Consider the following 12,012-nt stretch of genomic DNA (forward strand, 5'->3'; position numbering starts at 1 on the left):
CAGAAAACTAGATCAATCGATTTAGAAAAGGAATTCACCCATGCAAAAACCAGAGCTTATTCATGAACTGGAATGGCAAGCGCGTTGTCAATTGGCGGCACTGTATCGCTTGGTGGCTTATTATAAAATGACCGACTTAATTGATACTCATATCAGCCTGCGTTTAAGTCATGAACCGGAGCATTTTTTGATTAATCGTTATGGTGTGACCTTTGACAAAATGACAGCTTCTGATTTGGTCAAAATTGATCATGAAGGAAAAATTATTGAAACTTATGATGCAGGGAAGATGGTGAATGTTGCGGGCTTTGTGATTCATTCTGCCTTACATCATGCGCGTGCAAATATTAATTGCGTTATTCATACGCATACTGCGGATGGTGTAGCAGTTTCTGCACAAGAACATGGTTTATTGCCAATATCGCAACATGCGTTAAAGTTCTATCAGAACATTGCTTATCATGAATATGAGGGCATAGCCTTTTCAACTGAAGAGCGTGAAAGGTTGGTGCATGACATGGGTCATTATCGCTGCATGATTTTACGCAATCATGGTTTACTTGCGACTGGAGATAGTGTGGCACGGGCATTTCATGAAATTTATTTTTTAGAACGAGCTTGTCAAATTCAAGTAAAAGCGTTGTCGAGTGCTACATTGCATTATCCAAGTCCGAAGGTTTGTGAACATACGTTGCAGCAGTTTGAAAATCCGATGGCCGAGCCCATTATTCAAGCGGCTTGGCAGGCGGCCTTGTCTTTAATTGAAGATCAGCAGTCAGATTATTGTCGCTAATATAATTTTTCAATCATCAAGGTTGTAGATTGAAGGCACTGTGCCTTATGTGCAGAAGAATAGTCATGGCTTGATCAACGCGTTATCATGTTCATAGTGGAACTATGAGATGAACTATGAAAATCGTTGCAGATGAAAATCTGGCATTTACTGAGTATTTTTTTACTGAATTTGGTGAAATAAAGCAAGCGGCAGGTCGAACATTGACCCATGAGGATGTCAAAGTAGCCGATGCATTATTGGTACGATCAGTGACTCAGGTAAATGCAGAATTAATTCAACAGACCGCACTCAAATTTGTCGGTAGTGCTACGATTGGAACAGATCATTTAGATATTAATGCTCTAGAAAAGCAGGGCATTGCTTGGTCAAATGCCGCAGGTTGTAATGCACAAGCGGTTGCTGAATATGTGATTACTGCATTGCTCTACATTAAACCTCAACTGTTGAATGCAAATGAAAAATTTACCTTGGGCATTGTTGGTTTAGGTAATGTTGGTTCACGTTTAGCGGTCATGGCAGAATTATTCGGTTGGAATGTCATTGGCTATGATCCATTTGTGCAATCTGATCAGGTGAAACAAGTTGAATTTGCAGAACTGTTAAAAAATGCAGATGCGATTAGTACCCATGTGCCACTGACCAAAGAGGGTGAACATCCAACCTATCATTTAATCAACGCAGCTACGCTTTCTGCTATGAAGCCTACAGCGATCTTGATTAATTCCGCGCGTGGGCCAGTGGTCGAAGAAGCTGCCTTAATTGCCGATATTCAACAAACTCAGCGTAAAGTGGTCTTAGATGTTTTTGAACATGAGCCAGAGATTTCAGCAGCGTTGTTGGATTTAATTTACGTGGTGACACCCCATATTGCAGGCTACAGCTTGGAAGGTAAAGCACGTGGCACACAGATGATCTATGAAGCATTCTGTCAAACTTTCAATCAACCGATAAATAAAGCTTTTGAAAGTCAGTTACCCGTTTGTGAGCAGTATTTTACTAGTGCTGACTTTAAGACGGTATTACAGCGTTATTTAAAAGATATTTATGACATTGCTCGTGACGATGCAAACTTACGTGCTTGCCTAAAAGACGGTAAAGTGGATCAAAAAGCTTTTGATTATTTACGTAAAACCTATCCTTTACGCCGTGAATGGGCTGCACATGGAGGCCCAGCAGCATGAGTCAAATGAACTTTCAACCGAGTTGTGAACTCACTGCACTTCATGCACGTGCCACGATGTATGTTCAAATTCGCCAGTTTTTTGCTGCACGTGATGTGCTTGAAGTGGAAACACCTGTGCTTTCTCAAGCCGGTGTCACCGATGTGCATTTAGCATCGGTACAAGCTCAGCGTCATGTGAATGGTCAAAAGCAAACGCATTATTTGCAAACTTCACCTGAATTTGCCATGAAGCGTCTGTTGGCAAGTGGTAGTGGGCCTATTTACCAAATCTGTAAAGTTTTCCGTGATGATGAACATGGACGTAAACACAACAGTGAATTCACCATGTTGGAATGGTACCGTCCGGGTTTTAGCTTAAAAGACTTGATGTTTGAAGTGACTGACCTATTGAATGAAACTTTGAAACAGCGCTTTGGTGAAATTCGTCCGACTATTTTGAGCTATAAGCATGCTTTTATGGATCGTTTGGATTTGAATCCGTTACAAGCCACTTTACAAGATCTGAAAGATTGCTGTCGTCGTGTTGGACTTAGCTTAGATCTGGGTGAAGACCGTTTAGGCTATATGGATTTATTGTTTTCGCATTATGTTGAGCCGAGCCTCGGTTTTGATGCGCCAGTGTTCCTGACAGATTTTCCACCGGAAATGGCTTCTTTGGCGAAAACCCGTGTGGACGAAGATGGTGAATTGGTTGCAGCACGATTTGAGCTCTATATCGAAGGTTTAGAGTTAGCGAACGCTTATGATGAACTGATTGATGCGGATGTTTTACGAAGTCGTTTTGAGGCAGATAATGCAGAGCGCGCTAAACTTGGGTTGCATGTGATGCCGATTGATGAATATTTGCTTGCTGCATTACCGCATATGAGTGAGTGTGCAGGTATAGCCTTAGGCATTGATCGATTGCTAATGGTGGCAACGAATCAGTTAAAACTTGAAAAAGTCATTAGTTTTCCAGCCGATATTTCTTAAAAAATGTCTTGATCGGCTGATGGTAAAATTGGCCGATCAATTTAAATATTTAGTAAAATTTAAACCATATAGGCTTCAAACCCTAAATTTTGATAATAGGCATGTGCGGCATATCGTTCTGAACGATTCCCACTATTGAGAAAATACGTTTTAGATCTTGTCGCCGTGCGCTTTGCTCAATGGCTTGCATGAACCGTCGCCCTAAACCTTGATCGCGATAAATGGCATTAATGACAAAAGCCTAAATCCGAATTATTCATTCCTCAAACTCTTAACTGTATTGTTGGATAAAATCTGCATAATCAATGACGCGGTCATTAGTCGCTATCACTAATGTTTGATAATACTTATTCAAATGAGTCAACTGCCAATGCTGTTGTAGTCGCTCTAGTGGTATTTCATAACCCAATTGGAGTGTAAGTTGATGAATATTTATGAGATTTTCTTGGAGTTGTGGTGGGCGAATTTGGGGATGCATATTGTCAGCTCGATGGTTTTCCTTAGAGCATAGATGAATGAGCCTTGATGTGAGTGCAGATATTTTTCAAAGCATATCTATATCTGAAAGGGCAAGGTGAAATATTGCAAAAGTTAAAGTTTTAAGAATATAGAAAAGGTAAATTAAAAAAGCACCCGAAGGTGCTCTAATTAAGCTTCGACTGCATATTGACTGGTTTTAAGTGCAGCAATGGCTTGAATACGTCGTTCAATCAACATTTCACCAATATCCGGCCCGGATACATCAGGTGGAAGGTCGGCAGCTTTAATATTACGAACCACTTGCATGGCATCTAAAACGTATTGAGCTTGCGGATAGGCACGATCCTCTAAACCTAAGCGACCACGTGAATCACATTCACAGGCTTGTACAAAGGCCTCTACGCGTTCAGGACGGCGTAGCACATCCAGACGTTGTAACAGGCGCCACAAGGTACCCGGTTTTAAACTCAAGGCTTGATGGCATTTTAAATGTTCTTTACACACTGAGATAGCCAATTGTTTGGTATTGGTGGGAACACGCATACGGTCACAGACATCAGTAACTGGTTTTACACCACGCTCTTCATGCATGATATGGCGCGGTAACTCATCTACTGGAGTAAGTGCTTTGCCTAAGTCGTGTACCAGTACAGCAAAACGAACATCCAAAGAATAATTTGCACGACACGCTTGTTGTAGCGACATCATGGTATGAATGCCACAGTCTATTTCAGGATGATATTCAGGACGCTGTGGAATACCGTATAACGCATCAATTTCAGGGAACAAGACTTTTAAAGCGCCACAGGCTCTTAATACCTCAAAATATTCATCTGCGTGGTCTTCCATTAATGCACGAGACGTTTCCTTCCATACACGTTCAGGTGTAAGGGCTTTAAGCTCGCCAGATTTGGCAAGCTCTTGCATCAGTTCCAATGTTTCATCAGCCACTTTAAAACCTAAAGCTTTATAACGTGCCGCAAAACGTGCAATCCGCAGAACTCGCAAAGGATCTTCGACGAAGGCATCAGAAACATGACGAAGGACACGCTGTTCTAGATCACGTTGACCGCCATAGGGGTCATAGACATTACCTGCATCATCCATAGCAATCGCATTGATCGTGAGGTCACGTCGAATGAGATCTTGTTCGAGTGTGACATTGACGTCGGTATAAAATTCAAAGCCATGATACCCATGTCCAGACTTACGTTCTGTACGGGCTAAGGCATATTCGTCTTTGGTCTCTGGATGAAGAAAAACAGGGAAATCTTTACCCACAGGTTGATAACCTTGAGCAAGTAATTGTTCCGGCGTTGCACCGACAACGACATAATCTTTTTCGTGATAGGGGTGCCCGAGCAAGTGATCTCGAACTGCACCGCCTACTAAATAAACTTGCATGAAAAAACCTCTATTCTTAGAGCAATCATGCTACAGAACAGAGGTTTTCTCAAGTCACAAAGTGTGTTCAAGTCAACTAAATTAGAGTGCTAATTTTTCGTTTTCTTGAATCTCTGCAACTGTTAATGCAGTCATATTCACTAAACGGCGAGTTGTCGCTGTTGGTGTTAAAATATGAACAGGTTTTGCAGCACCCAAAAGAATTGGGCCAATTGTCACGTTACTACCTGAAGTTGATTTCAACAAGTTGAACGAAATGTTCGCTGCATCTAGATTCGGCATAATCAGCAAGTTCGCAGAACCTTTAAAACGTGAGTTCGGGTATGCGAAATGACGAATATTTTCATCCAATGCGGCATCACCATGCATTTCACCTTCAACTTCAAGTTCAGGTGCAATTTCTGACAAAATATCATAAACCTTACGCATTTTTTGTGCGCTAGGATCATGTTGATCAGAGCCAAAACTTGAGTGAGATAGCAATGCTACACGCGGCGTAATACCAAAACGGCGTACTTCTTCAGCCGCTAAAATGGTCATTTCAGCCAGCTGTTCAGCTGTTGGATTACGGTTAATGTAAGTATCGGCAATAAACAAGTTACGATCTTCAAGCATTAACGCATTCAGCGTGAAGAAGTTATTACGACCTTCTTTTAGCCCAATCACATTGCTGACGAAGTCTAAATGAATGTCATAGCTAGAATAAGTACCGCACAGCATACCGTCAGCCACACCATGACGAACCAACATTGCAGCGATTAGGGTAGAGCGACGACGTGCCTCACGCTGAGCGTATTCAGGTGTAACACCTTTACGCTGCATGATGCTGTAGTAATCGTCAGCAAACTTATCGTAATCAGGGTTTTTCTCTTGATCGACGATAGTGATGTTCACGCCATCTTCAAGACGTAGGCCTAATTTCTTGATGTTTGCTTCAATGACTGCAGGACGACCGACAAGAATTGGTTTTGCCAAACCTTCATCAACAGCAATTTGCACCGCGCGAAGTACACGTAAATCTTCACCTTCAGCATATGCAATGCGTTTCGGATCAGTTTTCGCTTGCGCAAAAATTGGTTTCATCATAAACGCAGAGTTGTAGACGAATTCAGATAAACGTTGACGATATGCAGAGAAGTCTTGAATCGGACGAGTTGCTACACCAGAATCCATCGCTGCTTGTGCAATTGCAGGTGCAATTTCAAGAATCAAACGTTGATCTAATGGGCGCGGAATGAGGTAATCACGACCAAATGAAGCAGATTTTTCACCATACGATGCAGCATCAGCTTCGACATGCGCCATGCGAGCAATCGCATGTACACAAGCAATCTTCATCTCTTCATTAATCGTAGTTGCGCCAACATCTAGTGCACCACGGAAGATATAAGGGAAGCAAAGCGCATTGTTCACTTGGTTTGGATAGTCTGAACGACCTGTTGCCATAATCACGTCTGGACGTGCTTCATGTGCATGTTCAGGAAGAATTTCAGGGTCTGGGTTAGCAAGGGCAAAGATAATCGGATCTTTCGCCATGACTTTAACCATTTCTTTGGTCAAAATACCTGCTGCTGAAAGACCGAGGAACATGTCCGCACCTTCCATTACATCAGCAAGCTGAGAGCCATCGATGTCTTGAACGTATGCCTTTTTCGACTCATCCAAGCCTTCACGTTTAGTGGTCAATAAACCGCGTGAATCTGCCACAATGATATTTTCTTTTTTCGCGCCAAGTGCACAAAGTAAGTTCAAACATGAAAGGGCAGCAGCACCTGCGCCAGAAGCGACAATTTTGATTTCTTCAATTTTTTTGCCATTGAGTTGAAGTGCATTCAGTAATGCAGAACCCACAATGATTGATGTACCGTGTTGGTCATCATGGAACACAGGAATATTCATGCGTTCACGAAGTTTTTGCTCGATGTAGAAACACTCTGGGGCCTTGATGTCTTCAAGGTTGATACCACCGAAAGTTGGTTCTAATGCTGCAACGATATCTACGATTTTGTCTGGATCGTTTTCAGCAATTTCAATGTCAAAGACATCAACACCAGCGAATTTTTTGAATAGAACGCCTTTACCTTCCATAACAGGTTTTGACGCTAAAGGACCGATGTTACCTAAGCCAAGTACGGCTGTACCGTTACTGACTACAGCAACAAGATTACCGCGCGCTGTGTAAAGTGCAGCAGTAGATGGGTCGCGTTCAATTTCTAAACAAGGTGCAGCGACACCTGGCGAGTATGCGAGGGCTAAATCGTGTTGGTTGACCAATTGTTTGCTTGGTGTAACGCTGATTTTCCCCGGAGTTGGAAATTCGTGATAATACAAAGCCTGCTGTTTTAAAGATTGATCGTCCATCTGTATCTCGATTGTGTTTTGTTTATCCAATATAAAGCTGCAATGCTTGCTTTATCCGCTTGAATATAACATTAGTTGCACAGTTGGGACAGTCGAAGTCGCGTCTTTTTCAGACAATCTTATAGCTCAGGCATAGTGACTTATATTAAGTAAGTATAAGCAGGCGAAGAGATATTATTTTCAAGGAACACGGTTGCCTCTTCTTGTGGCAGTGGCTTAGAGAAAAAATAGCCTTGAGCAATGTCACATTCTAAGTCTTGTAGATACTGTAACTGCTGTTCAGTTTCAATCCCTTCAGCGACTACCGTCATGCCCATCGCTTTACCCATGGCAATCATGGCACTAACGATGGCCAATTGTTTATTTTCACCAATTTTAGAGATAAAACTGCGGTCTATTTTTAAGATATCAATTGGAAAATCAGCTAGATAGGATAGAGAAGAATAGCCCGTACCAAAGTCATCAAGTGAAATATTGATCTTACGTTTTTTTATTTCATTTAACAGTTCACGTACTGAATCTAGATTTTCGACCAAAGAAGATTCTGTAATTTCCAGTTCCAGACTGGCACCATCAATCTGATTGGCATCTATCGCTTCATCAAGATCATTTAACAATTGTCCACGGCGCAGTTGCTGCGCGACAATATTGACGGATACACAAATATTTTGATAACCCAAATTGTTCCAAAAACGAATTTGCTGCGCGGTTTTTTGCAGGACAAAACGCCCAATATCCGAAATTAAACTGGTTTGTTCTGCTAGAGGAATAAATAAGCCCGGTGGTATTAAGCCTTTTTCAGGATGATTCCAACGCACCAAGGCTTCAAAACCATAAATATTTTTATCACGGAAATTGATCTTCGGTTGGTAATACACCACCAGCTCATTATTTTGAATGGCTTTACGCAAGTCTCGTTCCAAGAAGATCCCTTGCTCTAATAATGCGGTATTTTCATTGGAATAATAACGTGTGGTATTGCCGCCCAAATTTTTTGCTTCGCTTAGCGCTTGTTCTGCACAATTATTCAGATAATCCAACTGACGGCCATGCTCAGGATAGAACGCAACACCCATCGATAAGGTGATGACATGGTCTTGACCAAAAATATTAAATGGAATGCTAAAAGCTTTATTGATGCGTTCACAATGTTCTTGTACTGAAGGGCGGATGTGCGAGATTTCATACACAATCGCAAAATCATCGCCATTTAAGTGTGCGACAAACAGAGCTTCGGCATTGGTTAGACGTAAACGCTGTGCGACTTGGCGTAACAGTTCATCACCACCATTGTTGCTGAGATATTCATTTAATGGACGGAAACGATCGATGTTTAAACGAATGACAGCCAACTGTTTAATCGAATCTTGCTGCGAAACTAAATATTGATGCAGTTGATAGTTGTAATAAAAACGGTTCGGTAAATCCGTTAAGGTGTCATAGTTTTCTAAATATGATAAGCGTTGTTCTTGCAATTTACGTTCGGTCAGGTCTGAAACGATCCCGATATAATGGGTGACACGGTTTTGATCATCGGTAATGGCATTAATATGCATCCACAGCGTCAGTTCTTTACCTGAAAGAAATTTTTCGTGCAATTCACCATCATATTCACCAATTTTCAGCACTTGTTTAATGATCGAGTAGTGCATACTGCGTTGAATTGATTTGTAATTCGCTGTGATATCAAAAAGATGTTTGCCAATAATTTGGTCGTAGTTAAATCCGGTTAATTGTTCGTAAAACGGATTGACTTCGATATAGCACAGTTCTTCATTTAAAATGAAAATTCCTTCAGCGGCTTGTTCGAGTACACTAGCTGCAAGTTTTAAACGTTCTTGTGATGTCCGTTCTTGATGGATATCACGTCGAATACCGACCATGCGCAATGGCTTATGATTATTTGGATCGCGTTGAATGACCCGTCCAATATCATGTACCCAACTCCATTTTCCTTGACTGTTTTGAATCCGATAGGTGGCCTCATAACGGTCTTTAAATCCACGTAGATGTTGAATCATTGCCGACTTAAAATGAGGGATATCATCAGGATGGATCACATGTTGTAACTGTTGCTGATGCTCTTTCGAATGTCTAAGGGTTTTTTCTTGCTTATAGTTGGTGACAACGATTTTACGATCCTTGATATTCCAATCCCAAGGACGTAAACCGGCGATTTCATGCGCAAGGACTAAATTGGCTTGTTGGTTTTCTAAATCCTTGTTCATTTGCTCAATGTCGAAGGTCCGTTCTTTGACTTTTTGTTCAAGGATTTGGTTACCTAGTTGTAATTGTAATTCGATGTCACGTGATTTGTTGACTTCATCTTGGAGCTGCTGACACAGTTCATCAGTCCATTTGACTTGTTGCTTGGCACTATCAACCAGTAGGTTGTTTTTTGCATGTAAGGTCGACACACGACGGTGAATCCGATATGACGTCATGGCGCACATTAGAATCACAATGAGCCCAAAATTAATACTCAGGCTAAATAAGTGATTTGAACTATCTAAGAAAAAGAACTGTGCAATCAGATACGGCACGATAGACGGGATAAAGGCTAAACAAAAATAATTGAGTTTTTGCGTTAAATAGGTCAAACCAAAGGTTTGCGTCACGATCAATAGTAAGGCGGAGAGCGTTAAGGCCTGAATCGGTTCAAAGCTTTGATTGGTCGCAGGTAAATAGTAAAAAATTAAAAAGATACCGCTCGCAATAAGCGTACCGACTGAAAAACACTGAAATTGTAGCCAACGATGCGCAATCATCAGTGAATATTGTTCGGGTTTAAAATAAACGGTGCTCATCAGCCAGCATAAACTGACAAAAACTTCGGTAAAAATAAACCAAATATTGAAATATAAAGATGGTGATTTATAAAAAATTTGATATATCGAAAAAATATATAAGCAAATAATCAGAATACTGACTAAAAAATAGCGGCTATGGCGAATCGTGTTCGCAATTTGAGCAGTATGATTGTACTGCTTGATATATTCATCTTGTTTATACGTCATGAATATAAAAACCCTGCCTTAACCAAATTTAGATCGTTGTATTTGTATTGTTCCTGAGAGTATTTGTTTATTCTTAGTAACAAATCATTTGTTTTTATTGACTCTAGGGTAATTGCGTTACAAATAAAAAGCAATATCAAGGATGCCATCATTGATGCTTTCAGATGAACTATCGAGTAAAAATTAAATAAATTTATAATTTAAAATTGAAAGTGCAACTACAGGTGCAGTTTCTGTGCGAAGGACACGTTCACCGATACACCAGTTCACGAAACCTTTCTCATTTGCTGCGCTGATCTCTGCTTCGCTCAAGCCACCTTCAGGGCCAATCAGTAAGGCAAAGTGCGGGTCAGCATCAGCTAATACACCAACTTCATCTTTATTGGGTGCGAGTACCAATTTTGTTGTCGGTAGGTCACTTTCCAACCATTTTTCAAGGGAAAGGGGCGCAAGTACTTTAGGGACAATGTTGAGACCACATTGTTCACATGCAGCAATGGCAATACCTTGCCAATGATCGAGTTTCTTTTGATCACGATCGTACTTCAAACGCATTTCACAACGTTCGGATGTGAGTAGTTGAATTTCAGAAACACCGAGTTCCACAGCTTTTTGAATCGCATAATCCATGCGGTCGCCTTTGCTCATCACTTGACCCAATAGTGCCGTAAAATGTGGTGTGCGATTGCTTGGATTGAATTGCAAAACTTGGACGGCAGCCGACTTTTTAGCGACTTCAACCAATTCAACATGGTATTCGCCACCTTGCCCATTGAACAAAGTGGCAGTTTCGCCCACTTGAGCACGTAAAACTTTTACCCAGTGATGAAACACTGTTTCCGTTAATTCAACAGTCGTATCAACAGTTAAATCAGCTTCAATATAAAAACGTGGCATTAAAGTTTTACTCTCAAATAGGTCGAAATGTCTTATGCAAGACCGAGGTCTTTCACAAGTTGACGTGTAGGGTCAGTGGTGTTCATGGTGTAGAAGTGCAAGCTTGGCGCACCGCCAGCAATCAGGCGTTCGCAAAGTTTAACAATCACTTCATGACCGAAGGCTTTGATAGAAGCAGTGTCATCGCCATAAGTCGCAAGCTGTTTGCGAATCCAACGTGGAATTTCTGCACCTGTACCATCAGCAAAGCGGATTAAGTTGCTTGCATTGGTAATCGGCATGATGCCTGGCGCTACAGGAATGTTCACACCTTCTTTTTGAATGCGTTCTACAAAGTAGAAATAGGCATCTGGATTAAAGAAGAACTGGGTCAATGCAGCATTAGCACCTGCATTTGCTTTGTCGCAAAAACATTTGATGTCGAGATCAAAGCTGTCTGCTTGCGGATGCATTTCAGGATAAGCCGCCACTTCAATGTGGAAATGGTCACCTGAATGCTCACGGATAAAACGCACAAGATCTGTTGCATAAGGCAATTCGCCTAAGCCAACTTGACCAGACGGCAAGTCGCCGCGAAGCGCAACAATGCGGTCAATGCCTTGTGATTTATACAAATCCAGCAATTCAGCAATACGTTCTTTGCTGTCACCAATACAAGACAGGTGAGGAGCAACAGGCGTGCCTTTACCGTTGAAATCATTCAATGTAGACAAAGTGCGTTCACGGGTAGAACCGCCTGCACCGTATGTTACAGAGAAAAATTCAGGATTTAATAATTGTAGTTCTTGGTGTACAACTTTAAGTTTTTCCGCGCCAGCATCAGTTTTGGTCGGGAAGAACTCAAAGGAAATAGGAATCTGTTTTGACATGTTCAAATCCTTTTTTATAAATACTTTTATTTA

At 41.3% G+C, this 12,012-nt stretch carries 10 protein-coding genes; 3 read left to right on the forward strand and 7 right to left on the reverse strand.

Annotated elements, in window-relative coordinates:
* The first annotated feature begins 40 nt into the window (after window positions 1–40).
* The 3 genes from FTU80_RS01280 (at window position 41) to epmA (ending at window position 2,951) form a co-directional block, all read left to right on the forward strand.
* Window positions 41–793, forward strand: coding sequence for a class II aldolase/adducin family protein (locus tag FTU80_RS01280; protein ID WP_180083840.1), 753 nt, complete (start codon window positions 41–43; stop codon window positions 791–793).
* Between the two features lie 116 nt (window positions 794–909).
* Window positions 910–1,977 carry a 4-phosphoerythronate dehydrogenase gene (locus FTU80_RS01285; RefSeq protein ID WP_180083842.1) on the forward strand — a complete coding sequence of 356 codons (1,068 nt, stop codon included), beginning with the start codon at window positions 910–912 and terminating at the stop codon, window positions 1,975–1,977.
* A gap of 5 nt (window positions 1,978–1,982) precedes the next feature.
* Window positions 1,983–2,951 (forward strand): EF-P lysine aminoacylase EpmA, encoded by a 969-nt coding sequence (gene epmA, locus FTU80_RS01290; RefSeq protein WP_373685162.1) that lies wholly within the window; start codon window positions 1,983–1,985, stop codon window positions 2,949–2,951.
* Between the two features lie 82 nt (window positions 2,952–3,033).
* Here epmA and FTU80_RS16505 read toward each other — a convergent pair whose 3' ends face one another.
* From FTU80_RS16505 to metF, 7 genes are all read right to left on the reverse strand, one after another.
* Window positions 3,034–3,141 carry a hypothetical protein gene (locus FTU80_RS16505; RefSeq protein WP_373685159.1) on the reverse strand — a complete coding sequence of 36 codons (108 nt, stop codon included), beginning with the start codon at window positions 3,139–3,141 and terminating at the stop codon, window positions 3,034–3,036.
* Window positions 3,142–3,222: 81 nt separating this feature from the next.
* Complete coding sequence (locus FTU80_RS01295; RefSeq protein ID WP_180083846.1) at window positions 3,223–3,429, reverse strand: hypothetical protein; 207 nt, start codon at window positions 3,427–3,429, stop codon at window positions 3,223–3,225.
* 170 nt (window positions 3,430–3,599) lie between these two features.
* A complete protein-coding gene (locus tag FTU80_RS01300; protein ID WP_180083848.1) occupies window positions 3,600–4,835 on the reverse strand; it encodes a multifunctional CCA addition/repair protein in 1,236 nt (411 codons plus the stop codon).
* 81 nt (window positions 4,836–4,916) lie between these two features.
* Window positions 4,917–7,196 (reverse strand): NADP-dependent malic enzyme, encoded by a 2,280-nt coding sequence (locus FTU80_RS01305; protein WP_180083849.1) that lies wholly within the window; start codon window positions 7,194–7,196, stop codon window positions 4,917–4,919.
* A 140-nt stretch (window positions 7,197–7,336) separates the two neighbouring features.
* Complete coding sequence (locus FTU80_RS01310; protein WP_180083851.1) at window positions 7,337–10,213, reverse strand: EAL domain-containing protein; 2,877 nt, start codon at window positions 10,211–10,213, stop codon at window positions 7,337–7,339.
* Window positions 10,214–10,396: 183 nt separating this feature from the next.
* Window positions 10,397–11,110, reverse strand: coding sequence for a 16S rRNA (uracil(1498)-N(3))-methyltransferase (locus FTU80_RS01315; RefSeq protein ID WP_180083853.1), 714 nt, complete (start codon window positions 11,108–11,110; stop codon window positions 10,397–10,399).
* Between the two features lie 32 nt (window positions 11,111–11,142).
* The gene (gene metF, locus FTU80_RS01320; RefSeq protein ID WP_180083855.1) at window positions 11,143–11,979 is read right to left on the reverse strand and encodes a methylenetetrahydrofolate reductase [NAD(P)H]; all 837 of its coding nucleotides are present in this window, start codon (window positions 11,977–11,979) and stop codon (window positions 11,143–11,145) included.
* Window positions 11,980–12,012: the final 33 nt, after the last annotated feature.

The sequence above is a fragment of the Acinetobacter sp. YH12145 genome, assembly GCF_013418335.1.
GTDB lineage: Bacteria > Pseudomonadota > Gammaproteobacteria > Pseudomonadales > Moraxellaceae > Acinetobacter > Acinetobacter amyesii.

Coding starts and splice junctions, on each gene's coding strand:
- FTU80_RS01280 (WP_180083840.1), top strand. CDS start 41: ATGCAAAAACCAGAGCTTATTCATGAACTGGAATGGCAAGCGCGTTGT.
- FTU80_RS01295 (WP_180083846.1), bottom strand. CDS start 3,429: ATGCATCCCCAAATTCGCCCACCACAACTCCAAGAAAATCTCATAAAT.
- epmA (WP_373685162.1), top strand. CDS start 1,983: ATGAACTTTCAACCGAGTTGTGAACTCACTGCACTTCATGCACGTGCC.
- FTU80_RS01300 (WP_180083848.1), bottom strand. CDS start 4,835: ATGCAAGTTTATTTAGTAGGCGGTGCAGTTCGAGATCACTTGCTCGGG.
- FTU80_RS01315 (WP_180083853.1), bottom strand. CDS start 11,110: ATGCCACGTTTTTATATTGAAGCTGATTTAACTGTTGATACGACTGTT.
- FTU80_RS16505 (WP_373685159.1), bottom strand. CDS start 3,141: ATGCAAGCCATTGAGCAAAGCGCACGGCGACAAGATCTAAAACGTATT.
- metF (WP_180083855.1), bottom strand. CDS start 11,979: ATGTCAAAACAGATTCCTATTTCCTTTGAGTTCTTCCCGACCAAAACT.
- FTU80_RS01285 (WP_180083842.1), top strand. CDS start 910: ATGAAAATCGTTGCAGATGAAAATCTGGCATTTACTGAGTATTTTTTT.
- FTU80_RS01310 (WP_180083851.1), bottom strand. CDS start 10,213: ATGACGTATAAACAAGATGAATATATCAAGCAGTACAATCATACTGCT.
- FTU80_RS01305 (WP_180083849.1), bottom strand. CDS start 7,196: ATGGACGATCAATCTTTAAAACAGCAGGCTTTGTATTATCACGAATTT.